This window comes from Rhizobium sp. CB3060 (genome assembly GCF_025200735.1).
In the GTDB taxonomy this organism is placed as follows: domain Bacteria; phylum Pseudomonadota; class Alphaproteobacteria; order Rhizobiales; family Rhizobiaceae; genus Rhizobium.
Genome location: NZ_CP104160.1, coordinates 325,381 through 352,123, shown reverse-complemented (window position 1 = coordinate 352,123; position 26,743 = coordinate 325,381). Strand labels below are relative to the sequence as shown.

The 26,743-nt window shown below is 56.8% G+C and carries 19 protein-coding genes and 1 pseudogene; 11 read left to right on the top strand and 9 right to left on the bottom strand.

The window, feature by feature from the left end:
* Positions 1-113: 113 nt before the first annotated feature.
* From N2601_RS31230 to N2601_RS31220, 3 genes are read right to left on the bottom strand one after another with little or no spacing between them, the layout of a single operon-like run.
* Complete coding sequence (locus N2601_RS31230) at positions 114-962, bottom strand: 4'-phosphopantetheinyl transferase family protein (RefSeq protein ID WP_260305830.1); 849 nt, start codon at positions 960-962, stop codon at positions 114-116.
* 26 nt (positions 963-988) lie between these two features.
* Entirely contained in the window at positions 989-2,398 is a 1,410-nt protein-coding gene (locus tag N2601_RS31225) for an MATE family efflux transporter (protein ID WP_260305365.1), read from the bottom strand.
* Positions 2,395-8,859, bottom strand: coding sequence for a non-ribosomal peptide synthetase (locus N2601_RS31220; protein ID WP_260305364.1), 6,465 nt, complete (start codon positions 8,857-8,859; stop codon positions 2,395-2,397). Before N2601_RS31220 ends, N2601_RS31225 begins: the two co-directional genes overlap by 4 nt.
* Before the next feature lie 212 nt (positions 8,860-9,071).
* Between N2601_RS31220 and N2601_RS31215 the strand changes: the two genes are divergently transcribed.
* From N2601_RS31215 to N2601_RS31195, 5 genes and pseudogenes are all read left to right on the top strand, one after another.
* Entirely contained in the window at positions 9,072-9,494 is a 423-nt protein-coding gene (locus N2601_RS31215) for a hypothetical protein (protein WP_260305363.1), read from the top strand.
* Between the two features lie 207 nt (positions 9,495-9,701).
* Positions 9,702-10,394 carry an NAD(P)-binding domain-containing protein gene (locus N2601_RS31210; RefSeq protein WP_260305362.1) on the top strand — a complete coding sequence of 231 codons (693 nt, stop codon included), beginning with the start codon at positions 9,702-9,704 and terminating at the stop codon, positions 10,392-10,394.
* 486 nt (positions 10,395-10,880) lie between these two features.
* A pseudogene (locus N2601_RS31205) lies at positions 10,881-11,916 on the top strand (IS110 family transposase).
* Positions 11,917-12,765: 849 nt separating this feature from the next.
* The gene (locus N2601_RS31200; RefSeq protein ID WP_260305361.1) at positions 12,766-13,113 is read left to right on the top strand and encodes a helix-turn-helix domain-containing protein; all 348 of its coding nucleotides are present in this window, start codon (positions 12,766-12,768) and stop codon (positions 13,111-13,113) included.
* Positions 13,113-14,402 carry a type II toxin-antitoxin system HipA family toxin gene (locus tag N2601_RS31195; protein WP_260305360.1) on the top strand — a complete coding sequence of 430 codons (1,290 nt, stop codon included), beginning with the start codon at positions 13,113-13,115 and terminating at the stop codon, positions 14,400-14,402. The genes N2601_RS31200 and N2601_RS31195 overlap by 1 nt, the downstream gene beginning before the upstream one ends.
* A 170-nt stretch (positions 14,403-14,572) precedes the next feature.
* Here N2601_RS31195 and N2601_RS31190 read toward each other — a convergent pair whose 3' ends face one another.
* The 3 genes from N2601_RS31190 to N2601_RS31180 form a co-directional block, all read right to left on the bottom strand.
* Positions 14,573-15,535: an IS30 family transposase gene (locus tag N2601_RS31190; RefSeq protein WP_445945076.1), complete on the bottom strand. Its 963-nt coding sequence runs from the start codon at positions 15,533-15,535 to the stop codon at positions 14,573-14,575.
* A gap of 259 nt (positions 15,536-15,794) precedes the next feature.
* Positions 15,795-17,033: an MFS transporter gene (locus tag N2601_RS31185; RefSeq protein ID WP_260305359.1), complete on the bottom strand. Its 1,239-nt coding sequence runs from the start codon at positions 17,031-17,033 to the stop codon at positions 15,795-15,797.
* A gap of 936 nt (positions 17,034-17,969) precedes the next feature.
* Positions 17,970-19,307, bottom strand: a complete 1,338-nt coding sequence (locus N2601_RS31180) for an ISNCY-like element ISRtr6 family transposase (protein WP_260305358.1) — start codon at positions 19,305-19,307, stop codon at positions 17,970-17,972.
* 176 nt (positions 19,308-19,483) lie between these two features.
* On the opposite strand from N2601_RS31180, the gene N2601_RS31175 reads away from it, so the two are divergent.
* Together N2601_RS31175 and N2601_RS31170 are read left to right on the top strand one after the other, a co-directional pair.
* A complete protein-coding gene (locus tag N2601_RS31175; protein ID WP_260305357.1) occupies positions 19,484-19,750 on the top strand; it encodes a hypothetical protein in 267 nt (88 codons plus the stop codon).
* A gap of 454 nt (positions 19,751-20,204) precedes the next feature.
* Positions 20,205-20,546: a hypothetical protein gene (locus N2601_RS31170; protein WP_260305356.1), complete on the top strand. Its 342-nt coding sequence runs from the start codon at positions 20,205-20,207 to the stop codon at positions 20,544-20,546.
* Between the two features lie 144 nt (positions 20,547-20,690).
* Here the strand turns inward: N2601_RS31170 and N2601_RS31165 are convergent, their stop codons facing one another.
* From N2601_RS31165 to N2601_RS31155, 3 genes are all read right to left on the bottom strand, one after another.
* Positions 20,691-20,942, bottom strand: coding sequence for a hypothetical protein (locus N2601_RS31165; RefSeq protein WP_260305355.1), 252 nt, complete (start codon positions 20,940-20,942; stop codon positions 20,691-20,693).
* An 89-nt stretch (positions 20,943-21,031) separates the two neighbouring features.
* On the bottom strand, positions 21,032-21,466 hold the full coding sequence (locus N2601_RS31160) for a hypothetical protein (protein WP_260305354.1): 435 nt from the start codon (positions 21,464-21,466) through the stop codon (positions 21,032-21,034).
* 80 nt (positions 21,467-21,546) lie between these two features.
* Positions 21,547-22,092, bottom strand: coding sequence for a hypothetical protein (locus tag N2601_RS31155; protein ID WP_260305353.1), 546 nt, complete (start codon positions 22,090-22,092; stop codon positions 21,547-21,549).
* 718 nt (positions 22,093-22,810) lie between these two features.
* Between N2601_RS31155 and N2601_RS31150 the strand changes: the two genes are divergently transcribed.
* The 4 genes from N2601_RS31150 (at position 22,811) to N2601_RS31135 (ending at position 26,739) form a co-directional block, all read left to right on the top strand.
* A complete protein-coding gene (locus N2601_RS31150; protein ID WP_260305352.1) occupies positions 22,811-24,244 on the top strand; it encodes a hypothetical protein in 1,434 nt (477 codons plus the stop codon).
* Positions 24,245-24,421: 177 nt separating this feature from the next.
* Entirely contained in the window at positions 24,422-24,577 is a 156-nt protein-coding gene (locus N2601_RS31145) for a hypothetical protein (protein ID WP_260305351.1), read from the top strand.
* Between the two features lie 7 nt (positions 24,578-24,584).
* The gene (dgt, locus tag N2601_RS31140) at positions 24,585-25,952 is read left to right on the top strand and encodes a dGTP triphosphohydrolase (protein WP_260305350.1); all 1,368 of its coding nucleotides are present in this window, start codon (positions 24,585-24,587) and stop codon (positions 25,950-25,952) included.
* 61 nt (positions 25,953-26,013) lie between these two features.
* A complete protein-coding gene (locus N2601_RS31135) occupies positions 26,014-26,739 on the top strand; it encodes an 8-oxoguanine DNA glycosylase (protein ID WP_260305828.1) in 726 nt (241 codons plus the stop codon).
* The last annotated feature ends 4 nt before the right edge of the window (positions 26,740-26,743 follow it).

Genomic DNA, 26,743 nt, shown 5'->3' with positions numbered 1-26,743 from the left:
CTTGCCGGTCCGGGCATTGATTGGCTCTTGTAGATTTGGAGCGGAATGCCAAGGCATCACGAAATTGCCGGACCATTCACGATCGCTTTAAATGCAAATCAAAACCTCGTGCTTCACGAAGAAAGGGTTTCGGATGATACAGATCGCCGTTGACACGCCTCAATAAATACTGCCGTTAGTATTAGGCCATTTGAAATAGTGAAGCGGCCGCGAAGCTCTCGTGGACAATCGGCTGCCGGCACACACGTGTGTGGAAGCTGAACAATAAATGAGCCATCTTCTGGAATGATAGTCACCACGGCATCCTGGAAGCCCAGCCATTCACGCGTGAGCGGAAACCACGCCTTGAAGATACTCTCCTTAGCGCTGAAGAGCAGCCGTTCCCAATTGATATGCTCGGATGCGTTCGCGATCCAAAGGCGTTCCTCATGGCTCGATATGATCGACAACACGCCTGAGGGCAGCTCCTCGTCAACTTCGGCATCGATTCCAAGCGCAATGTAGTCCTTCTGCATGGCCACCGCCGCAGCATAGAATCCGGCGCAATGTGTTATGCTGCCAACGATGCCAGACGGCCAAAGCGGTTCCCTGTTAGGTCCGCTTGGGATCGGACAAGACGGAAAGCCAAGTTTGCACAATGCCGCCCTGGCACAGGCCCGCCCGATCGAAAATTCATGCCTTCTGCTCTTGACCGCTGTCGCAATTGCACTCTCTTCTCCGGCCATTACTTGGATTTCGGGGACTTCATTTGCTCGAGATGTTTGCACGGCAACGTTCGGTGGGAGCAGCTTTTCTAGCATGAGATTTCCGCTCATTCGAGCACGTCCTATTTGATCGGGAACTCGTGCAAGATCACGCTGGATCGGTGCATTCTCGCTCGGCGTTAAAATCAATTGCCATGCGTAAGTATGACCTCGTTTTTTTTGGATTGGCTGGTCAATCCCAAGCGAATCCGCAATCATCGCCACGTTCGCATCAACTCTCAGTCTTAACCAGCCGCTCGCGGAGAAACGAGCATTCCTTTGAGATCGCCGAACTGCCTGACTATTACAAATACAGCAAGCAGCCCGGCCAGAAGCTCAGCAGTTGCCTGGCTGATTAATAGTCCTTTGAAGCCCCAAATGTCGGGCAACAGCAGTATGGCTGGTACGAATAGATATCCTTGCCTCGCGAATGAAACGACTGCACTCAGACGGGCCTTCCCGAATGACTGAAGCATTGTGATCGCTACATACTGAACACCAAAAAGCCCGAAAAAGAGATGGAACATGATGCAAGTGGAGACAGCGATTTCAGTCATGTCCTCGCTGTCGCTGAAAAGTCGGACGATTGGCCGGGCGAAAATCACAACCACAGCAGAAAAGCTGGCTGAAAATGCAACGGCTATAGAGAGCATGAACTTAGCAGCCCTCTGTACCCGAGCGAAATCCTGTGCTCCCCAGCTGAAACCGAGAACCGCCTGGGAGCCTATGCATAGGCCAGTGATTGGGAGTGCCCCGATCGTCAACAATCGTGCAGCTATGCCCACCGCGGCAACGGAATTGTCGCCGAATTGCGCAGCGGCCCTGTTCAAGAGCACAAACGCAACAGCAGACAAAATGCCAGCGATGGTTGCAGGGGCTCCAATGGCGGCGAGTTGCTGTACGCGCTCACCCCTCCAAGTTATGTAAGAGGGCCGGACACGAACAATTCCCCATTGCTTCACGAAATATAGAAGGTAGAGGCTGGCGGCGGCGAGCTGCGCCGAAAAGGTTGCGAGCGCCGCCCCGCGAATTCCGAGGTGCAGGGAAAAAATCAGAATCGGATCGAGCGCGGCATTCAGCACAAAAGCCGTGATCATGGTCCACATGCTGAAGCGTGTATTACCCTCAGCCCTCACTATAAACCCGTTGACCATATTCAATAACATCAGAGTGTAACCAAATAGGAGCGTCGATGCGTAGTCGAGTGCGGCTGGCATTATGGTCGGACTGGCGCCGAGCAACGCGAGAACGTCGCGCAAACCGAAAAGCAGAGCGCCGGTAAGTGCCACTCCGATCGGAGCCGCTAGAGCGAGCGCCAAGCTCGCGCCTCGATTCGCCTCCAAAGAGTTGCCAGCGCCAAGATTGCGCGACACGAACGACGCCGCGCCGACTCCAACCCCCTGCCCAACTGCCGTGAGCAGGACGATCAAGGGTAACGTTATGCTGACTGCGGCGATAGCCTGTGCGCCGAGCCTGCCAACAAAGATTGCATTCACGAACTGTTGAAGCGCATTGATTGACAAACCGATCACGGAGGGAATGGCAAGCCGTATGACGAGGCCGGAAACCTTCCCCTTCAACAAACTGGTATGCTCCGCCGGTAAAGCCATGCGCTCATCTATGCCCTTCATCATCAGTTGCTGTGCCGGTCTCATGCGTAATTGACCCGCTGTGCAGCCTCGCCAAATGCATCGACAGTCCGCAGGAGTTCCTCGCGGAACATCGTACAGAGATTGCGGGTGGTTTCGTAGCCGACTTGTCGTGGATCATATCTCACTTCGATACGCAGTTCGCCCGACTCGTATCCGATGCGAAACCAGAAAAGGTAGTTCATAACGGACTGATCCATATCTTCGCCGATCCACAATCGGTGTGGATCTCTGCATAGCAGACGGCGCGGATAATGATGTTGGAGTCTAGCTCGATAGTTTAGCCCGATGCGGGGTAACGGCAGACGATCGATCCGCTCGCGCACAGCGGGATTCTGGTTCAAGAACTTCAGAGCACGGAAACCTATGCCTTGGCGCGGCAGCGAGCTGCGCTGCCGATATATGGAGCGGGCGCGGTCCAGACGAGACTCCGTTCCGGTAAGGAATAACGGAAGCGGCACCAGTTCACCGACATAACCGATGATTTGAGACGGGTCGATATCGTCGAATAGATGTCCCCTCGTCGAGGTGAGGCTGTCAATCCAGAGGGAGTAATTTCCAAAAGCGCGGCCAAATGCCCCCGAAATAGCCGCGAGCATGAGATCAAAATCCTCGCAATGCGCAGACCTCGCCGCAACCTTGAGAAGTTTCCCGGTTGTCTCCTCATCGATCTTTAAATGATATGTCGCCTGGTCTTTCCAGAGTGGCGCGCAGAATTCTTCATCGATCTGCTTCTCAGAGCCAATGTGGTGGAGCCGTTTGGCCGTTTCGGTTGAAAAGCCGGCCGCAGACGAGCCGGCGTCGCTTACGCGCATGTCAAACCGTTCATATGGAAGGCCTTCCCAGTGCTCGAGCTCCGTTTCGGCTTCGCCATTCGCGTATCTCTCCAAACGCTTCAGCCATTGGGTCAGGGTCGTGGTCTCGGTAACCGCTGCGGTTTGGCCCGCAGCGAACGAATTGTAGGCTGCGTCCAGTGCATTCAGGAACAATCTGTATCCGACCCCATCTGCTACAAAATGATGCAGCAGAAGAAGCAAATAGTAATCGCCGCGTTCCGACGTCCGGAAAGCTGAGACCTTGATAAGAGGTGTCAGACCGTCAAATCGAAACGAACGCTGACGCTCCGCACAGGAGCGCTCAATGACTGCGAGTTGTTCCGATGTGTCTAGACCGACGAGGTCTATTTCCTCTATGAGGGGATGGGGTATCGATCCGATTACCTGCGAGAGGCCGCCCTCAGTTTGCACGATGCGGAGCCTCAGTCCTTCCTCCCGGCCGGCGACATGCGCAAGCGCATGTTCAAGAGTGGAGACGTTCAAGAGGCCGGCGGGCATGAAGAAGAGATCGCCGATATTGTAGTGCTCGCCGATTCCGACACGACTATTCCAATGTGAGACCGCGGGGGTCATTTTCAGCGGTTCATCGGAAATGGGCTCGGCACAGGTCATGGCCGAGGTCTGGTGCGTTGCCAGCGCGCGGATTGTTGGTGTCCGATGCAGTTGGCTGACTGTCAAGTTCAGTCCCGCCTTACGAGCCAGTGTAACGCAGCGCACGCTGAGGAGCGAATTTCCACCGATATCAAAGAAGCTATCATCGATGCCGACAGATTTGGCATCCAACAGCTTGTGCCAGATATCGGCAAGGAGCCGCTCGCTCTCCGTCCGCGGCCTAGCGGATTTGGTCCTTCGCATCTTGCGGGACGAGACGGAAGAGAGACGAGCCCGATCAATCTTCCCGCTTGCAGTGAGCGGTATACGGTGCACGATCCGAACATCTGACGGAATCATGTAGGAGGGCAGTGTCTGCCGCAGATGGTTCACAATGGCTCCAGAGGTCAGGCCGTCGAGAGCTGGGACCACAAGCGCAACCAGTCGCCGATCATCGTCTTCGCCCTGAACAAATGCGGCGGCCTGCGCAACACTGGAATGAGCGACGAGCGCCGCTTCAAGTTCCTCCAGCTCAATTCGGAATCCCCGAAGCTGAATTTGGTTATCTGCTCGACCGCAAATTTCCAGAAGGCCTTTGGCGGAGATGCGGGCAATATCACCGCTGCGATAGAGGATGCTGTATTGACCTTCGCCGTACGAATTTGGAACGAAACGGTGCTTTGTTCGTTCTGGGTCCTTCCAATACCCGGTGCTCACGCAGCGTCCGGCAACGCAGAGCTCACCTGCGACTCCGGCAGGAACCTGCTTCAATTGTGTGTCAAGGACGTAAACTTTTACATTGTCGATCGGGCGCCCGATCGGCACAGCTGAAGAGCCGTCGTCGGCGATCGATGTTTGGTACACGGCTGCATTAGACGCGCACTCGGTCGTGCCGTAAAAATTCCATAGCGGCACATCTGGAAAGCACTCTCGCCAGCGAATGGGAAGCGACGGCGGCATCAGTTCAGCGCTGCTTGTGACCAGTCGCAAGTTGGTTGTTTCCGGATGTCGCTTTTGAGAAGCGATTAAACCGGACAGAATGGGCGGTGAGGCAAACAACCGCGTGACGCGATGTCGTCGCAATGCCCTCAATAACAGGTCGGGGTCGAGCACCTGCTCCTGCGTTAGGATCAGCGTGGGCACTCCCTTCAGCAACCCTCCAAAATACTCCCATACCGCGGCAACGAGTGTTGCTGACTTCTGTGCCACCATCACGTCGACGCCATCGAAGGGGAAGCATCGCCACATCCAGTTCAGTCGGTTGAGTATCGCAGATTCGGGTATGAGTACGCCCTTCGCCTTCCCCGTTGAGGATGAAGTGTAAATTAGGCTGGCCGCGTCCTGAGTGGGCAACTCGACAGTTCGGTGGCAGATCCGGCCAGGGCCGGATCCAGCTTGGAGGACAGCCAGGTCGACGCACGGCACGCCGAAATCGGCCTCTGCGTCCATGCCGGTATGAATAAGGAGCCTCGCGCCGCTATTTCTTACGATGTGGCTGACCCGTTCCCTTGGGTAATCAGGCGAGATCGGCACAATCGTTGCCTGCAAATCCCTGATTGCCAAACTTGTTGCCGCTACATCCGGCGACCGGTCGACCAGCATGGCAACGATGTCGCCCGCTCCCACCCCGCAAGTTCGCAGAAGCGACTGGATTGTAGCCATTCGGTCGCGCAGTTGGCCGAAGGTGATTTCTCCGAACTCGCCGAAGTACGCCACCCGATCGCTGTTTGAAGCGCTTACCTGATTGAACGCCTCCGTAAGCGAAGGCTGGTCCTCATACGACTGCTCGTCGCCCTTGAGGGAGTTTAGGATGGCGATTTCCGACGGGCTGGGGGCGCTCAGGGCGACAATCGACTCGTCAGACCTCTCAACACAGGCAGCAATGAGGTGGCGAAGATTATCGGCCATGCGGGCGATCACATCGCTTGAGAATGTGTCTTGCGCATAAGCCAGCTGCATTGCAATTTCATCTCCTTCATCTTGTGCATAAAGGGTAAGGTCGAACTTCACATAGCCGGTGTCGTATTCGCGAAATGTCAGTTGCAGATCGCGTTTGCCCGATGGCTCCGGCGGCTCGGAGTACATGTTGAACATGACTTGGAAGATCGGCGATCGACCATGCTCGCGCAGGAACCTGGTATCTCTGACCATCCAGCTGAATGGATAGTCCGAATTCGCGATGGCATCGCTCATGAGGTCCTGCACATGAGCCGCGTGAGCCGCGAACGACTGATTGATGTCGACCTTCGTTCGGATTGGCAGCATGTTGAGGAAAAAGCCTACGATTTCCTCGGTGCCTGGTTGGCTACGCACGACGTGCGGCATACCAACGACAACGTCGTCTTGGCCGCTATACATACGCAACAGCAGCTTGAAGCATGCCAAGAGGACAGCCGAAGTCGTGCATCTGTGCCGGCGCGCAAAATTTCGCACGTGGTCAGACAGCTCGCCGCCAAGATGAACCGCATGCGAGTTCCCGCGGTAGGAGCCCACTTTCGGCCGCACTCGATCGCTCCCGAGCGAAAGTACGGGAGGATTGTCGCCTATTTGCCGGCGCCAATAGTGGCGCTGGCCCTCCAGCGACTCCGGCGTAACATTTTCACTTTCCCAGAGCGCATAGGTTGAGAGTGATGGGCGATCCGTCGGAGAGACGGCAGAGTCTTGGGAGTATCTCGTTTGCAAATCTCTGAGCAGGATCGAAACTGACCATGCATCTATGATAATTTCGTGCGCGGTTATCAGCATGAGATGATCGTCCGCGCCAAAACGGATCAGCCGTGGTCGAAACAAATGCCCTTGGCTGAGATCAAAAGGGCTGGCGAGCTCCTTCAGTCGCAGTTCCGTCACAAGTTCCTCGGCCTGCTGTTCACTTAGATCGGTGGCATCTATCAACTCCAGATCGGCGCTAGGCGGATCATCAAAAATCTGAACCGGCCAGTCTTCGTCGATGAAGCGCGCGCAAAGCGCGTCATGCGCCTGAACAACGTCGCGCCAGGCTTTATTGAACGCGATCAGATCGATAGGACCCCGGATACGCACGCCGCCCTGAATCATGTAGTTTTTCGCGGTCGGATCGAGCTGCCAGAGAAACCAAAGGTGTTCTTGCACCCGCGTCAGGGGTGATCGCCTGAGGTTCCCGCAGGCTGGCAGCACCGGCTGCATCGTGCCGGAGTGGCCCAATATCGACGCAGCGAGTGACCTGACGGTCCCATTCAGGACAATCCTGAAGTCCACCTTTGTCCCGAGCTGCCTCTGAACCTGAGCCAATATAAGCACCGCTCGGAGCGAGTCGCCACCGAGGTCGATAAATTGGTCGCTGACGCCGATATCCTTGATCCGAAGAACGCTTGACCAAATATCCCGTAGCGTCCGTTCGAGTTCGGTCTTTGGTTCTTCGAATGGATTCGGCAGCTCGGGTCGAATGGTCGTCGAATCCGGCAAGGCGGTAAGATCCACTTTTCCGTTTCGGGTAACCGGAAGCCGGTCGACGCGAATGATGCGTTCCGGCAGCATGTAGGCAGGAAGCGCTTCGGCAACGAAGCTTCTGAGTTCTCGTTCTGAAAGTTCGGCAGGAGCCGACACATAGGCGACAATTCGCCGTGGTCCTGTTTGCCGGTCGGTGTTGTTTATGTCCCGAGCCGTGAGCTTCACGCTCTCGGCGACGGGTGCAACCGCGGCGGCGGCATTTACCAGAGGGTGAGCGCAGAGGCGAGACTCGATCTCTCCAAGTTCGATCCGATGCCCGCGGATCTTGATCTGACGATCTCGTCGGCCAAGACATACCAGTAGGCCATCCGCCCCGAGGCGTCCGAGATCGCCCGTTTTGTAGAGCTGCCGATAAGATGAATGGTCCGAAAAGGGATTTGACGAAAAGGATTCCTCGGTCCGCGCCTTATCGTTGACGTAACCGTCAGCGACACCTGCTCCACTAACACAAATTTCCCCAACTTCTCCCGTCTTGCACAGACGCAATCCGTTAGCGACGTAAACCTTAAGGTTGGCAATCGGCTTACCGATGGGGACATAGGCGTCAGCTGTGCTGGGCGGGAGAGATATCAAATGATGCGTAACTCCATCCGCACATTCAGTCGGGCCGTAGTGATTGAGAATTGGTATTTGAGGATAGAGTGTCAGCCAGCTGCGCGCCAATGCGGGCGTCAGCGGCTCGCCGACCGTGGACACCATGCGTAGGGCGCCGAGAAGCCGCCCGTCGGCCGAAAGGGCCTGCAGATATTCGACGAATACCGCAAGCACCGATGGGACGAATTGGACGATTGTTGCGCGATGTGCGTGCAAGGCCTCAAGAAGGGCCATCGGAGATTTCACGGTCGCATCATCTATGAGCGCGACGCAACTGCCGACACCCAACCCTGCCAAAAGCTGCCACAGCGAGATGTCAAAGCCGTGCGAAGCAGTTTGTGCGACGCAATCCCTATCGCTGAGATCGAGTGCATCTATCTTGGCCGTCAAATGGTTGTTTAAGCCAGCGCGCTTGACCATCACTCCTTTAGGTTTGCCCGTCGAGCCGGACGTAAAAAGAATGTAGGCGAGGCGGCTTTCAATCGAACTAGGCACTACAGCGGAGGCACGGCCGCCGAGTAGCGCCGTCTGCACCGTCAAAAATTCTGGGCTGCAGTTGCCGCTTTCCTGAAACAGACCAAGCGCTTTCGGTCTTTCCGGCCCAATGATCAGGGTGCATTCACTCTGCTCAATCATGAAAGAAATGCGGGAGGCCGGCAAGGATGGATCAAGCGGCAAATAAGTTGAGCCGCTTTTCAGAATCGCGATTACAGTGGTTGCCCAATGAAGGTTTCGTTCACCACAATAGCCAACGACCATGCCCTGCGCCTTGCGCTCTCGCAGCGCTCTCGCAATTCGATCCGACTGCACTCGCAGGTCACCATATGTGAGTTCTTCCGCGCCATGCTTAATCGCTATCCTGTCCGGGAACGACACCGCGATTTCATCTATAGCGGCGACTAAATCGATAGGCTGACTTCCGACAAATTCGGACTTCGCAGTCTGGCCTTCATTGAGCATAAGTTGCCTCGTAGGTTGGGGCGGTTAGTAGGTCCCAGCTGCCAATTTTTCCCTGTCGGATCCAGTAAGCTCCAAAAGTCATGCCAGTTACGCGAAGAGCGCTACCGCAAATTATACCCTTACGTTTCAGTAGTTTAACGGCGCGCCAGCAGATTGCGCCGGACCGGCGCGTGTCGCGAAATCGACGAACCCGACAATAGAGCAGCCCACTTGTGTTTTCTTGGGATATGGCCCGTAGCGGCCTGCTGCTCTTTTTGCGCCGAGGCATGTGGGGATGGGCTCAGGTGCTGGCCGAACCAGCAATCACCCCGCGAGAGCAGAATTACCCATCATCAATTGCTTGGCCGCTGCACCGCGGACACAGCGCCGTCGTCATCCTCGACGATATTCGGGAGTTGGAACAATCCTGCCAGCTATTGGATGGCAAAGATAAACGGCAGTTCGCCGAAATCATTATCTGCCTGCATAAGATCCTGCACGGCTTGAGCAGCAACGGACCGCTCAGGGACTTCAACGATATTTTGTTCTTTCAATCGGCAAGGTTCTGGTTTTTGCTTCTTGAAAAGATGAACTTTCGTCAGCAGGTCGAAGACCTTCTGGATGAGCTGCGAATATCCGCCGAAGCCTCGAACTGAGAGATGTTCGCTTGGTGGCCACCGTTCACAAATCACACCTTGCGATGGTGTTGTCCCGTCTCGATGCGATGGAGGCAGACAGTCAGCTCGTTTGAAACGAGGTCCCTTCCGTTTGCGGCCAGTGTGCGATCACCCGCGGCTTGCTGTTTGTCAGAGGTGGTCGTCAGCGCCAGACCTGGCGTTTTAGAGCAAAGAAGGGGGTAGGACATGACGACTATAGGCGTTATCGGCACAGGGGATTTCTCCGCGTATCTGCTTGCCGCCTTAAGACGGGGTGCCCATACAGGGCGGATCATCCTCTCGCCGCACAATCGCATAAAGGCTGAGGACCTCTCGGCGCATTATGGTTGCATCGTTGCGGTGGATCAACTGAGTTTGATGGAGGAGGCCGACTGGATCCTGCTTGCAGTGCGACCAGAGCAGCTCGCTTCAGCGTTGCCTACGCTAGCGCTACGGCCGGGCCAGACGCTAATTTCAGCTGTCGCCGGCATCGCTGCTGCCGAACTACGTGTCGCAACAGGTGGCAGCATCCAGGTCGTGCGCATCATGCCGTCGAGTTACATCGAGGCGATTGGTGACGGCCTCATTCCGATGTTTCCCGCGTGCCCGGAAGTGGAAGCCGTTTTGGCTGCCGCGGGAAAAGTTCTGGTTCTGAACCATGAGGACCAACTCGACCTCGCGATGATCGGAGCCTGCCTGGCGGGCTGGACGTATCGCTTTATCGCTGAGCTCGAAAACTGGTTTGTCGAGCGTGGACTCGAGCCAAACCAGGCCCGGGCGCTGGTTGCGGGAAATATAGCCGGAGCAGCCGCCTATGCAACGGTACTGCAGGATGTCTCTCTCTCAATGCGATTTCTGACGCTATCGCAACACCGGGAACTTTCACGAAGACCGGCCTAGACCATCTCGCGCGGACAAACGCGGCTGTCCCTTGGGTCGAAGCTCTGGAAATCGTTCATCGCGACTTGCCCGCATCCCGCACTGGTCAATCGAATATGCAGATGCGCTCAAAGGAAACACGGTAGGAACCTTCACGCGTGTCAACGTGCGCCTCGTCACCGCGCGCATCGGATCGATGTCGGCCGCGGCGAAGCCTCCCTTCGGACTGCCGCTCGCTAGCCGCAGGCCGAAGGCAATGCCTCGGCTCAATGCCAAGGCGTGTACTCATAGACGATTTCAAGGTCGTCCTCGGCGTCGATTTCTTCGGAAGGGCGCATATTCTTGTGGCTGGGTGGTCGCCTCGTCAGTCAAACATGGAGTAATCGCGGCGCGATCTCCTCAGGCCATTCTCTCAGTTGATGCTGGTAGGGGTGGTTGCCCCCGATAAGATGGGAATACGGGCTCTCGATTGGCACCGGGCCCAAACACCATTCGTTGGAGGCAACCATGAACCAGTATATCGGGCTCGACATTTCCTTGAAAGACACTGCGATCTCAATCCGGCAAGACGGCAAGCGCATCTGGCGCGGCAAGTGCCCTTCGGACCCCAGGCTTCTGGCAGGTATGATCCGCAAGCATGCGCCGCACGCCAGACGCGTCGTCTTTGAGACCGGTCCGTTGTCGACGTGGTTCTATCACGCCCTGACGGCCGAGGGGATGCCGGCGATCTGCATCGAAGCTCGACATGCGCAAAAGGTTTTGAACGAGACGCTCAACAAGACCGATGCGAATGATGCGGACGGGTTGGCGCAACTGGCGGAAGCAGGCTTCTACAAGGTCGTCCGGGTCAAGGCACTCGACAGTATGCTGACGCGCACACTGGTCCGGGCACGCAATCAGCTCCTGAGCATCTCGGTCCAACTCAGCAACCAGATTCGCGGCCTGATGAAGACATTCGGTCTCATCGTCCCTAAGGGAACTGGCCGCGTGTTCGACGGCCACGTAAGGACATTGCTGGATGGTAATGACGACTTGGCGCGGATCATATTACCCCTGCTGGATGCCTGGCGCGACATACGCAGGCGCGCGGCCGAACTTGATCGCCAATTGCTCGTGATGGCGCGACAGAGCCAGGCTGTGAAGCGTCTGATGACGATTCCGGGTATAGGTGCCGTTACGGCCATCTCCTACATTGCGGCGATTGAAGACCCGGACCACTTCCGAACATCGCGTTCGGTGGGAGCCTGGCTCGGGCTGACGACGCGACGATATCAGTCCGGCGAAGTCGATTATGATGGCCATATCTCCCGTCGGGGCGACAACCGTTTGCGGGGTTTGCTCTACGAAGCGGCAACTGTGCTCTTGACGAGAACTGGCGCCAGCGCCGAATGCCGTCTCAAAATCTGGGGGCAGAAGCTGCGCGAGCGGCTGGGCTTTTAAGCGCGCCGCGGTGGCGGTCGCCCGTAAGCTTGCGGTTATCATGCACAGCATGCTCAAGACAGGAGAAGAATTCGATGCGTCGGCTGGCGCCGATCTCGCATAAGCGAAGCGCCAACTTTCCTCCCTCTGCGTCAAATCTCGATTTGACGAATTGAGCGTCCCTGCTGCGGACGTGGGTTCGATCATTCCGTTACTCAGGCGGCAGTTCATTTGAGACTGCGTCTCAAACATAGGAAGATCCTACCTGCGAAGACCCATTATGCGGCGGCATTTGCCGACCGCGGAAACAACCCTGCTCCCGGCACTGGCCCGCTCCGGAAAATATGACCGCTGATACTGGCGAACCACGAAGCCGCTCACTCGCTACAGCACGATTGGTCGCGCGCTCGCGAGCGGCTTCTCAACACCGGGCCAACTAGTCGGGCACGATCACAGGCACCAATCAATTGAACCGGTTTCCTATAAGCAAGCCGGAACGATGCTGAATGACAGGAATTCACTTGACGGAAAGTCAGCGATTAAACAACCTGAGTATTGAAGCGGAGGACAGCCGCACTCAGGCTTAAGACATTGGCGCGGCTGCGTTCCCGGGTGTTCGGGCTGCCGATTGGATGGATGGAGTTAGTCATGTCGATCGAAGTTCGCGCGCGATTGTCGAAAGGGCGTTTGGCCGGGCCCAAAAGATGGGGGGCTTCCCATCGAAAGGTCCGAAGAGTTTGAGCGCTGGGTCGATGAATGGACAAGAGGCGAGATCGAGATCGCCACGCTGCGCCAACGCTAGATCGAATTGCTGAAAAGGCGAGAGCAGGCTTGGCGCAACCGCTGAGGTCAGCGACAAACCAGATGCGCTATTCCGCTCCTTATGGATCAGTGTTGCAGAATTCCGCATTCTAGTTTATCTTCTGGCCGTACGATATTCCGTACGTCAACCTTTATATGAGCGATATTCCGCATGACTACCACGATTTTCAACGCTCTTGGCGAACAACTCTTGGCCGCCCGTAAACGGCGAGGTCTCAGTCAGCCCGCACTTGCGACAAGGCTCGGCCGGGACCGGGCGCGAATATCGGAACTCGAACGGGACCTTGCGACGGATCGGCGGGGTAGGGACCGACTGACCCTGTTTGCCGAAATCTGCGATGCACTCGACCTTATGCCGGTCCTGCTGCCGAAGTCCCGGGTCGGGGAAGTGAGGGCGCTGATTGGCGATAAGGGGGAACAGCAGAATAGAAGTGCGGCGGCCAGCGCATTCGAGGAACTTTTTGTCGATCTCGATGAAGACGACAAAGGGGAGCCGTGATGGCGAAATCTTCGGCGATCCTCGGCGTCCATCTTCTGGATCAGACACAAGGGAAGGTTAGGGTAGGCACCCTGACGCGCGACAGTGACGGCGCAGTCGCGTTTGTCGTTGCGGAAACATTCCTACGGGATCCAAAGCGGCCAATTCTGAGCCTGGGTTGGTTCGATCCTGACGATGACGAGGGCACACGCAATCGTCTGGCGCGGCGCGGTGACAAAATTGGGCTTCACGGCACATTGCCACCATGGTTTTCAGGGCTGCTTCCGGAGGGCGCCCTAAGGGATCTCGTGTTGAACGAAATGGGGCCGGGCGATCACGACGAATTCGACGTTCTGAGCCGCCTGGGTGGCGATCTCCCCGGCGCAATTCTCGTCGTACCGGAAACAGCGATCCCAGCGTCAGCCGGCCCGATCACCATCGAAAAGGTACATGGCGTGGATGTCGCGCTGCCTGACGGCGCGGTCAAATTCTCGCTCGCAGGTGTCCAGCTCAAGTTCACAGCCAACGTCGAGGGCGAGCGACTGACGGTTCCCGGTCGCGGTAACACCGGCCGTTGCATCATCAAGGTCGCAAGCGAGCGATTCCCGGATTTGCCCGAGGCTGAATACGCGGCCATGCATATGGCAAAAACGATTGGCGTGCGAACCGCAAATTGCCGGCTTGTCTCCAGCGATGTCGTCAGCGGCGTTCCAGCGGAACTCTTGGCCCACGGAAAACGCGTTCTCGCCGTCGATCGCTTCGACCGTGCCGACGATGATCGTCGCATTCACATCGAAGACGCAGCCCAAATTCTAGGAGCGATAGGCGATCGCAAATACACGATGGCGACGACTGAAACCATCATCAACATGGTGCGCCGCTTCAGTACCGATCATCGCGATGACATATTGGAATCCATCCGCAGGGTTGTTGCAGACGTGCTTTTGGGCAATGGCGACAACCATCTTAAGAACTGGTCTTTTCGCTTTCCGGCACCCGGCGAAATCCGATTGTCGCCTGCCTACGATATCGTCCCGACCGTACTTTACATTCCATCCGACACTATGGCGTTGAGGTTCGTCAAAACCCACAGCTTCGAAAACGTGAACCTTCATCGCTTTGAGAGGGTCGCAAGTTTTCTTCGCCTAGACGAGAAGCTGATCACCCGCGAGGTCGTGGCGACAGTCAGTCGTGCGCTGGAGCATTGGCCGACATTGGCGCCCGAATTGCTCGGAGAAAAGAAAGCAAAGCAGCTTCTCGATCGCCTCGAGACTCTGACCCTGGTGGACGAAGTATACCGTCAACCGTAGTCTTCGACCGTGCCGGATCGGCTTGAGCTCCGGGTCTTTGACGCTGGCGAACTTCATCTATGGCTTACGCAGTACGTCGCAAAACGAAGTGCGGGAACCACTTTTTTACCTTTTATTTTCAATTGGAGAAGCTCACCCAAGTGCATCATGCCGGCGTTTAGGGTAGGGGATCAGCCTTCTTCATGCAAATGCGTCATGAACACTTCGGTTGGTGTTTTGTAGCCGAGGCATTTTCGCGGTAGATCGTTGAGGTGGCGGGCAAGGTGAATGAGGTCTCGCTGGGAGATGGCTGTAAGATCCGTATCGCCAGGCATGAAGCGGCGAATGCGCTTGTTTGCATTCTCAACAGCACCTTTCTGCCAGGGTGCACTGGGATCGCAGAACCAACTGCGTGCACCGATCCCATCTTCCAAAGCCCTGAACCCGGCAAACTCGGTGCCTCGGTCAAAGGTGAAGTTCTGGCGCGCAAAGGCTGGCAGTGGAGAGAATGTTTCGATGATCTTGTCCATGATCGGGCGCGTGTGCCGGCTTTGGTTCTTGATCATCACGGTGTAGCGGCTTTTGCGCTCGACCAATGAGGTGAGGTTGGCATGGCCGAGCTCACGCTCGAAGATCAAAAGGTCACCCTCCCAATGGCCGAACTTGGAGCGATCACCAATAAAATCAGGGCGTTGCGATATTCGGTAACTGGCTGGGAACGCCCCATCTCGTGGCTTCCTCGATCCACGCGGGCGGCGTTTGCGGCGCGCCTCCGGCAGATAGCGATAAAGACCGAGCCCGTAATCCTCCTTGCCGTAGATGAAGCGGTAGATCGTCTCCTTGCAGATGCGAACAAGGCTGATGCTGTCGGCCAGAAGACGCCCGGCAATCTGTTCCGGTGACCAGTAAGCCTTCAGTTTCTCAATAACCATGCGACGCAGATTCGGATGGCGTCGCAGCTTTCTCAAGCGTCGCCGCCGTTCCTTGGCGATATCGTCGGCAACCGTCGAGAAGTAGCCGCTATATTCGGGAAGCTCGCGGTCATGGAAGGTATTGCGCCTGATCTCACGATAGATGGTCGAGCGGTGACGACCGAGCAAAATGCCATACGCGCGCTGTTTCCAGTCCTGCCCGACGATGCGTTGCGTGAAGATGCGGCCAGCGGATTGGTGCTCGTGCGCGGCCCGGGCGTGTTCGGAGCTTCGGCCTGCCGGGCTTGGCTTGATCACTTCATAAGCCCAGCACTCGCCGTCACATTGCGGAATGGACCGCGGCCAGTGATCGCAGTGGGCCCGTGAAGTGACGAGCCGCTCGAAGCTGGGCACCACGCGAAATTCCGCTTCTGAAGGCAATAAGGCTAAGCCGTTGCGGGCTGGCTCGCTGCTATTCGTGCAGGTTGGAATGGGCTCGGCCTTAAGCACTGTTCGCTTGAGGTCGACTGCTCCAAGCGATAAAACCTCCGACGAGCATGAGGAACGAGGTAAAAAAGAACACTGAATGTATACCGGCATGAGCAGCTAATACGCCGCCAATGGCCGGGCCTAGCACCTGACCCGCGTGCTGCGCCGATGTCGACCAGCCGAGTATCGCGCCGACGGCTTGCTCGGGGACGCTGTGGCGTATCACGCTGCCGATACAAGGTAGCAATCCCCCTAAAGCGAGCCCCATCAATATTCGGAGGCCCACCAACTCCAAAACGTTCGTAACGAAAGCTTGTGACAGAAGGAGTGCCGCAGCGGTGCCCATCGCGACAACGATAACTTTCCAGTGTCCGACGCTATCTGCCAGTCTTCCAAGGTGCGAGGCGGAGAGAACACTCCCAAACGCTGTACCCGAAATGACCAGACCGGCCCAAAGGGTAACATGACGATTAGGCTCGACGAGTTGCGAAATGTAAATCGCTGTTATTGGTTCAATCGACATATTGGCGATCATCAGAAGCAAGCCAGTCGCCAGCATTGCCAAGACAGGCCTCCTGCTTGGAATCGTGGACCAACTGTTGGAATATTCACGCTCTGTCGTTCGAGCATTGAAATCCTCTCTGATCAAAAATGCGCTGGCAAGAAAAGTGAGGAAGACTAGGGCCGCGGTCAGAAAGAACGTTTCTCGAATGCCGATCAATGCCGGTAGAAATCCGCCGATCAGCGGGCCGACGAGGTAGCCCCCCATGATCCCCGTGGCCAACAACCCCAACGCCCAGCCAATACGGTCTTTGGGAACCTGTGTCGCTACCAACGCATATGAACCAGACGAGTAGCCTCCGAGTACACCGGATAAAAATCTTATAGCCAGGAACTGCCATACGTCCTGAGCCACACCCATTAAGGCCATCGCTGCGACCACGCCCAAGCTTGCGCGAACCATCATCGCCTTCCGGCCGTAGCGGTCGGCAAGTCTTCCCCAAAGCGGGGCAACCAGTGCGGCCGCCAGGAAAGTCACGCCGTAAGCCACGCCCGAAAACTGCGCTATGGATGCTTGATCGATGACGCCTAGTTCCCGGATATACAGGGGCAAGAAGGGGAGTAACATTGTCATGGCGACGGTCGTCGTGAACGAACCGGCAGCACAAACGATAAGGTTCTTCTTCCAATAGGGCGCGGTGCCGTTCAGATACGAACTCGCATTCCCAAGACTATTTCCACTGTTGAGCACTGTAAATCGCCCTTCTTGCTGGGCATATGGATTTCGCGCACGAATTTGATATCAATGCCGACCTGGAGCCGACTGCTTCGCTTCCGAGTGCTTCGAGGGTTGCTAAAGACGTCATGGATCAGAAGTCTTCCTCAGTCGCGGGATAACCCGCTATTTGGCGGAAGGGATTGCCGCTGTGGCCAAGCCTTTCCGGTAGTGTGTACTCTGATAGAGATCTGACATGTTGCTCTCGTAGCCCTCGGTCTCTCCGCTGGATTTGGCCGCGGCAGGAATGCTCGTCGGGAGCTCGCGCCGTTTCGCTACAAGGGCTGCAAGGGCCGTGCCAAAAATCAGCAGCCGGCAACGAAAGGCTTTGCGTCAGCTTTTCAACTATTTAACTTGAGACAAAACGAGTTTGCTCAACAAAGCTGTGTCGCAAACCCGATAAGTGTCAGATGAACTGCTGTCCGGTCGTCTCAACTACGCATTTCAGCGGATATCTTTAGATCTCCGTTGCCAGCGGGCGGTCAACGAAGTCGATATTGAGTTCATAGAGCGCGCACCCGAACGCGTCTCTCGTACTGTGTTTTTCCAACCCATGGGTCGAACGAACGACACCGTGCTTGTAAAATGCCAAAGGCTTGCCGCCGCCCTGGGCTGATCCAGGACAGTGTCACAGACATCAGCGTCGTTAAGTGAAACACGCCCCATGGAAGATACCTCTGAGTTTCCACGGGCAAATCCTCTTAAATTGGTTTCGACTAGCTAGTTTCCGTCCACAAACAGGCGTATTTAAGCGCGTTTACAAGGGTTTGTCCTTGGCGGTGAGAGTGGTTTTGGGGCGACGGACAGGATCATGAACGCTTGTGATTGGGCAGTATACAGTTGGCGGCGCTGAGGCGTACGCCACGAGGCCGGCATTGTAGCGACGGCGCAATTCTAAAAGCTGGTCGGAGTTCAGGTCGGTTTGAGGCGGATGAAGAGGACGAGGTTGTAAGCCACGACGGAGGACCAGACGTAGGTCTTGAAGTGTTCAAGGCCCCGCCAGGTGCAGCGTGCCAGGCCGTAGGCACGCTTGAGGCATGATATTCCGGCTTCGATACCGGCGCGGAAGTTGCGCAACTTGCGATAGACCCAATTGCTTCTGACCATGTCCTCGACCTTGAGGCCAGCTTTCTTGTGGAATGCCATGTCGCGAACGCCCCAGGTCTTGGCTGTGGCCAGGTTGCCGCGACTGGCAAAGCCGCCGTCGGCCGCCGCCTGCCGCGGCGCGTTTCCATAGACGGCGATGTGGCGCTCCAGCATCGGCAGCAGCCGCTCGCTGTCGGGCGGATTACCTGCCTCGATCACCAGATCGAGGATCATGCCGCTTCTGCCGGTGGTCAGGTTGAGCTTGTGGCCGTATTCGGTCTCGCGGCTACCTTTGACGATGATATCGGCATGGGGTTCGAACAGGCTTACCAGCTTCTCGCCCGCCGGCAGCTTCTCGCCCGCCAGTACTCGCCGCTCGCTCTGTTTGATGATGCGTTCGATCAGCGGTCGATAGCGGCAAACCTGGGCCTGCCAGAGTTGGACGAGCGGATTGCTCGCCGCTGCCAGTCGCTCGGTTGCCTGCTTCAGGTATGCCAAGGTCGCGCAGGCGATCGCGATCAGCTCACGGTAGAGCCGGACCCGATTGGGCTGACCGCGTGTGAACTGGATCTCGCGGGCACGCTTCTTGGCCGCGCGGCAATGATCGCGCCATGCCAGGCCGGCGCCGACCAAGGTATCTGCCTTCTTCAGCAGGCGCACCATGACCCGCACGGCATCCCACAGCAGGCTGCTGTCGCTCGGTTCGTGCATGAGTGCCGAGGTCACTGTACTGTCCAGCCGCACGACCGTGCCGTCTTCCAGCTTCGCCTGCCGAGCGCTCGACAGCAGCGCCCGATTGATCACTTCCCAGGTCTCGGGTCGGATCGCGCTGATCGTCTTTTGCAGCACTGACTTTTGCGGGCTCCATGACCACGGCAGGCGCGCAAAGGCCCAAAACGACGCGGAGTCCTCGAGATGGAACGCCAGTTCCTGGTAGCTCAGCTGCCGGTATTGCTTGAGCAATGCGCAACGCAGCACTGCCTCGGCCGGCAGCCCTTGCCGTCCGGTGGCCTTGACGCCGTGCCGACCCAGATCCCGCCCCACCAAGCCAAACAGATCGTGGTGCTCGTCCAGCCACTGCGACATCGACTTCAGTTCGTGGCCGATCTCGTGCGTGGCGAAAAGATCGAATATACTGGCTTGGACGGTGCGTTCCTGGCGCATTGTCGGCTCCGGCGGTTGCAGATTGTGCTTCGGAATCAGTGGCATGAGCCCAAAGTATACCTGAAACCGCCGGCCTTGCTTGCGCAAAATTCAGATTCACTTAATAATATCAATAGGTTGATGTTCGTGGACGGAAACTAGCTAGATGATCTGACTCCGGCGCGCTGGAGCAGCGGATGAAACCTCGCGGCTCGCAAGAATCGATCATTGATGCGATAAGGGGTCATGGATTCGCAACTCGATATGTTTACGCCGGCAATTCAGAGGGCGACGTCTTGCAGGTGCGTCGTCGTCCGTCGCGGCGCCAGGCTGTACTTACCCTGATTGGCACCGATGCAGAGCTTGTGAAACCCAACTCTCCGAAGGTGGCCGAGCTCATCGCCTTTTGTCGACGGAATTCGGTTTTGATGCCGGAAACCCGACAGGCTGGCGATGTAGCCTGAGCATCGCATTGACGCCGCGTTGGTGTTGCGAGAACCACGCGGAACGTGTAGAAAGGATATGCGTTTAACCTACGCATTCAAACCCGATAGGAATACAATGACCGCCCTAAAATCCCGCATCCGCCCGGCTCGATCCCGTCGTCGTGATGCACTGCGCGGGAGGTATGTCGAGGTGCGCAAGGTTCAGAGAGCCCTCCGTCCCGCGGTCAAGGTCGTGGACGTCGATTACAACGGTATGCAGCTCGAGGAATGGAAGCAGGCGTTGAGAGCCGACGTCGAGGCGCGTTTCGGTCCCACACCGGAAAATCTCGTTCCTACTTGTGAGGCTGGCTGGTAATTGACCGGCCTAAGTCCTGATGACGTCTTCGATGTGAAGACGAACCCACTTCCTGTCGCTTTTGACATTGTTTGGTGCTTCTACCCGTACAAACAGCACGGCAAGGGTCCCGGTCCCGTGGCTCGTCCGTGCCTGGTTCGGCAGTCTTTCGTCAGCTCGACAAAGATTAAAGGCAAGGACTACGACGTCGGGTATGTTGATGTTTTCTTCGGAACGAAGCAGATCGACAAATACGATCCGCCGCAGGGCTTCCACATCGATGACAACGACGAAAAGAACGCCGGAGGACTGAAGTTCGACACGGTGTTCGACCTTCTCGATCACGAGATACTTCCCTGGTCGCCGGCCTACTTTTCCGATGGCAAGGGAAAGGCGATCGTCGCGGGACATTTCACCGATGCCATGATCGCGCGTTTGAAGGCCCAGGCACAGGTCCTCAAGGACAATCAGAAACGTTAACGTGATCAGCCAGCACGGAAGACGTCAGCAAAGCTCGCGCTCCGATCATCAATCATCGCTGGGAAATCTTTGGCGCAGCCAATCCGAGGCGTCCATCTAGGATTTTCCGGGGATCGGCCCCGCGTTCGTTCGCGTCGGAAGTCTTTACCCGAAGGAGCGGAGACGTGCCGCGAGCTGCGTTTCGAGCTTTCCGAGGCCTTCGCCGTTGTTCAGGTAACCCAAGTAACGATGGTGTCGCAAATCCGCGGGGACGTCGGCATCGCTCTGGGTGATTGGGACGACGTGCTTGCCAAGCGTGTGCGCGATCCCCGCTTCGTAGAAGACGTTGGGATTCTTGCCGGAAAAGTCGCAGACGACGATCCTGGAGCGCACGATGAGGTCGAAAATATCCTGCATGAGCACGGAGTTCTCCCACATGTCATCCGCACGTACGCATCTCATAAACGCACTCGATGCCGCGCGCTTGATTGCCTCGTAGACCGGAGTCAACTGCGAGAGAACGGCATCATCACGGAGACGAGGTCGTTTTGCTGGGGCGGGTTCTGAATCCTGAAGACGGAAGGCTGGATGTAGTAGCGCGGCTCTGTCGACGATGTTCCCGAAAGCGATACGCCGCCGCCCTCAAGTCCATCCACGTACTCGGAAATCTCTTGCAGGTTGGTCGGATCGCGCCCGACGATGGAATTCAGAACCGCGAGGATATGCCCTTCGTAATCGCTATCGCCAAAACTGAGACTGCGAAGCAACCGACCGTGTCCCGAAACGATGTCATAAGAGTCGGTGAGGGTCGCCAGTTCGAGCCAATTGCTTTCGGTAAACCGTTCAAGGATTTTTTGCTTGAGCGGAAGCAGCGCGCGGCGCGCCGACGGGTCAACGTGCATTCGATATCTTTCGTAGATGGTGGGGACGGGCCGGCGCACTCCGTTTCATTAGCTCGAAGTCAACGTTGTCAGTCTGGGGGCGAGCTTCTCCTGCAGCTGCGCAAGGCCTTCTCCGTTGTTCAGATAGGGTATGTACCGGTGAGGACGTAGATCAAAGGGAACATCGTCGTGGGATTGCGTAATGGGTACGACATGGCGGCCGAGCATATGGGCGATCCCAGCTTCGTAGAACACATTCGGATTCTTGCCACTGAAGTCGCAGACAACGATGTGCGATCGATAATGAGCCCGAAGATGTCCTGGATGAGTACCGTGTGATCCCAGATGTCGTCGGCCTTCTGAGTGTAAAGGCCGGCTTTCTGAGCAGATTGAGAAATGGCTTCGTAAACGCCTACGAACGCCGCGGCGAATGGCATCATCACCGCGACGAGACGCCGATCGACAGGCTTTGGAGGGATTTCGAATATCTGCGGTCTTACTTGGATGGCTTCGCGAGCGGCTTTGTTCGGAGCGTACGGGGCGTGGGGGCTGATCTGCTTGCGATCCACGATCTTTCTCTCCTGGAGAAGCTCGAGTAGATCAATATTCTTGACCGCCCAATGGGTGCGATATCCTTCGTACTCACGGTTGCCGACGCGGATGTCGAGGCTAGATGCCAATTCCATAACCAGCTGGAATGGGATTTCCTGTACGAACGGATCGAAGGCGAACTTGACTTGGAGCTATCTGTCGACCGAATCTGCTCTAACCAGCCGAGTTTTGTCCCTTTCTGGTTGTGGGTCTCGTACCAGAATAACGTTGGAAGCGACAGAAGCTCGTTGATCGCGTCGGTATCGAGCTTTTCAAACCGATGCAGGATGTCTTCGTCCGTGTATTGGCCGAAGCGGTCCTTTCCAAGGACCCAAGTCATTTCGTCGAACGCGGTATCAACTCCGCTCATCAACAGATTGTACATTTAGAGCCTGCGTCTTTGAGCTTTTGAAATGTTATGCGGGACAGGTAAAGGGTGATTTAAAGTTGCGTTTTTCAAACCTTTAGATCTGCCTCGAATTGCTGACAGCTTCGGCAGCGGTCATCGGCGCGGTGCCGCCTTTGCGAGATCCGGAACGACACTGATGGACGACGTTAGATGCCTGCAACCTGCGGAGATTTCACTATTTGAGGCTCGATCAGCGATGTGGACAAATTGTGCATAATCCCGACCAGCGGAAATCGGAGAGCAGCGCTAACTGCCACGCGTGAGTTTTCGGCAGCCAAAGGCGCGCGCACGCCACGTACCGACGGCATCGAAGTTGGGGAGGGGCAACCTCAACGGTGGTATTCCGGCACGCTTCTTGTAAAAGAGGGGGAGCGTATCTCCGAGGTAAGTATGGGCTTGAGTAGATGACAGAAGAGACGGGATCGCCGGACGACCGGGGCCGATCGGGTCAGCTCGTGCCCGAAACGGCATCCGGATTCCGCAAGGACATGAAACTGGACCGGCTTGCGGAGCGCTTCAACGTCGCGCAGTTCGTGAGTTTCGCTCCTTCGCACACCGAGCCGGAACCACAATTCAGCCGTCTCGCAGGCTATGCGCCCAATATCCGGTTTCCATCCCTCGATGCGGCGGTAAGGGCCCTTCTTGAGGGAAGCCCCGAGCGGTCCGTGAACATCAGGAGCTTCACCGAAGCGGAATCTCAAAGCCGCGAGTTCATCTACGGGATCAAGTCGGTCGAGGAAGCGGTAAGCGCAGTGCGCCGCATGGCTTCAGAAGGCGCATACACGATCGTCAACGAGACCGTCGATGTGTCCGATGGAGGAGTTTCGGGGGTGGCGATGGGAGGACTGGTCGAATTCCGCCCCGATGCGACGCCGCGCGGCGTGGAGCGGTCCGGCTTCGCGAGCTTGCCGACGGAGTGGGCGTCCAGGCTGTTGGCGATCGTCTACGGGTTTGATCCGGGCTTGGATGCAAGCCAGCATGCCCGCGTTGAGTTCAGTCTTCACCCCATTGCACGAGGTTGGAAGCGATCCCACATATTGTTCTGGGAATACGGAGAGATTGACGAATTTGATCGAACCGCGCACGTCGCCTGGCCCAACGACTTCAGCCGGCTCGTCGGCGACAAGGTATACGGGCTCCTCATTGCCCATATGGTTGGCGTGCCGGTTCCGAAGACAATCGTCGTTCCCCGTCGGATTGCGCCCTTCGTGTTCGGCGACGACACCGGCTCTGCCGAGCAATGGATACGCACGAGCCCCGTTGTTCAGGTGCCGGGGAAGTTCACCACCGAAAAGGGATGGCGCGATCCTTTCCTCCTCGTCCACAATGAGGACCCTGATGGCACCGCGCTTGCGTCCATACTCTCGCAGCAATCCGTGTCCGCGTTTTACTCGGGCGCTGCCATTGAGGGCGCGGACGGCGAATTCATCGTGGAAGGGACAAAGGGACAGGGTGACGCCTTCATGCTCGGCAGCGCCACTCCGGAACTGCTCCCGAATGAAGTTCTCTCCGCCGTCGCCTCCGTTCGCGCCAGGCTGCGCCAGTTGCTCGGAAGCGTTCGCTTCGAATGGGTCTATGACGGCGCTGCGGCTTGGGTCGTCCAGCTTCATGTCGGTGCCAGTCAGTCCGTCGGCCTAGCCATCGTTCCGGGCGAGGCCGGCCAATGGGTGGATTTCGACGTCCGGCAGGGGCTGGAAGCTCTTAGGCAGCTCCTGGCAAGCTTGCCTGCGGATACTGGCGTCAGACTCAACGGTAGCGTGGGACGGACTAGCCACATCGCGGACGTCGTGCGGAAGGCGAATGTTCCCACGCGTATCGTCGATGGCGACCGAACTTAAATCGCAACGCGTCGGAACGATCGCCGGCGAGTTGTGTTTCCCGGTTTCCTGGGGAATGATCGAATTCTCGTTCTGGCGGAATGGTAGCCAGAAACGTGAACGAAACGTAAACAAATTTGTGGTAGTCTATCAGCGCTCGAAAACCGAGTCTCGTGACGGAAATCAAGGAGGATACTCATGGCCAACACAGCTGTTCTTCAAGCCAGGGAAATAGCGTCCAAGAAAATGGACACGCTTCGCGCCGCCGTCAAAATCAGCGACGACCGCGCCAAGGCCGCAGCCGAACGCGTCAAGCAGCAGGATGCCCGACCGACGCCTTCCGCGAAGGGTTGAGGGTTGCATGTACGTCGAAAGCGATTTCGAGCGTCCTGCGAAGGAGCAGGACCATCAAGGGCCGGAGTGGCGTAATCCTGTTTCCCGTGACTACGGCAGGATCGTGCATAGCGCCAGTTTCCGGCGTCAACAGGGAAAGACCCAGGTTTTTCCGGGACATGAGTCCGACTTCTTCAGAAACAGGTTAACGCATTCGCTCGAGGTCGCCCAGATTGCCGAAGGCATCGCCGACCGTTTGAATACGGTGTACAAGGAGCAAGTGGGCGACCGTCAGATCAACGGTCGCCTTTGCGCCGCCGCCGGTCTGGTACACGATATCGGACATCCGCCCTTCGGTCACAACGGCGAGCGCGCTCTCGACGATCAGATGAAGCAGTATGGCGGTTTCGAAGGCAATGCTCAGACGCTGAGGATATTGAGCCGCCTGGAAAAGAAGTTCAAATACGACGATCCGGTCGGCAATGATGAGCGAGCCGGGCTGAACCTTTGCTTTCGGACGCTGGCCGCGGTCCTGAAGTACGATGAGGTGATCCTCGAGAAGCGAGACGCGAAGAGCGACCTGGCGAAGGGATACTACGAGTCCGAGGCTCCGATCGTCGCTCGCATCAAAGAAAAGGTGCTTCGGGGAAAAGCGCTTCCCGCAGGCGTAAAATTCAAGACGACCGAATGCGCGATCATGGATATCGCCGACGATATCGCGTATTCGGTCTACGATCTGGAAGACAGCCTCAAGGCCGGCTTTCTGACCCCCGCCTCAATTCTCTCGTCAGACGACAAATTGCTGAAGGCCGTGGCGGAAAAGGTCGTGGAGCAGCTCGGCATTCCTGTCACGGAAGCAGACGTCCTGAGTACGTTCGTTGACGTATTCAAGGACCTCATTCCCGACGTTGAAAAAGGCGACGAGCTGGTCTCCTTCATCGAAGCGACGCGTACGTCGAATGAGATCTGCAGCAATGGCTACGTGCGGACTGCCCTGTCGTCGCTGTTGGTGCACGAGTTCATCAACGGCGTCGAATTTGTCTTCGACGACGAGTACCCGGCACTCTCTAAGGTGTCCCTCGGAGCGGAGACGAGGAAAAAAGTAGAGGTCCTGAAGCAGTATACCTTCACGGCGATCATCTACTCCTCCCGCGTGAAGCTCGGAGAGTATCGTGGAACTGAGCTCGTCAAAGATATCTTCGAGGCTCTGAAAGCGAAAAAAGGACATCTCTTGATGCCTGACGATGTGCGGGAGAGGTATCTCAACGCCCAAGACGACGCCACCAAAGCTCGGACGATCTGCGATTTCGTGGCTGGAATGACGGACAGATATGCCGTCGAATTCTGGGCGCGCCTGCGGTCGGACGCGGCCGAGAGCATGTTCAAATCGATCTGAAAATCTGGCGCATTAGTCGGTCGCTTTTGCCGCCGTCGGTTGGCGACCGCGCGGCTTGACGGTGCGCGGCTGCCGCGAGGCGCGCTTGGGAGGGGAAATGCCAAATCCTAACGCCGAAATCTTGCCCGGCGTAAAATGGGGCAGACCCGACTGGGTTCCCAGTCCCGCTTATTGGCTGGCGATGACCGAGCAGGTCACCGAAGCAAGTCATGGCTTTGTGAGCCAGAAGGCCACGCTGCACGAAGAGGTGGGGTTCTGCCTTCTGGGAGGTTTCGGCGTGACTGCCGAGATGAACCACGCGTTTTTCGAGGTATTGCGCGACGCCGACGTCTTCGAGCCTGGGGCAGCGATCCCCGCCTCCGAGATCGAGGCCATGCTTCTGACGCCGACGGATGTCGCCGGAAGCATAAGGCGGTACCGCTTTCCCAAGCAGAAAGCCAAAAGAATCGAAGCTGCAATATGCAAGCTCGAACGCGATCCGCCACCACTTTCTGATCCGGTTCGTTTCCGCGACGCGATCCTGGAAATTCCCGGTATCGGACCTAAGACGGCGTCGTGGATCGCACGCAATCTCCTCGGAACGGATGACGTCGCGATACTCGATATACACGTTATCCGGGCAGGGAAGATCATCGGCCTTTTCGACGAAAAGGTGCGGCTTCCGCGCGATTATTTCAAGATGGAAAAGCGCTTCATCGAACTTTCTCGTGCGCTTGACGTGAAAGTGTCGTTGCTTGATGCAATTATCTGGGGAGAAATGCGCAAATTGAACCGCCATGACCTTTGACTTC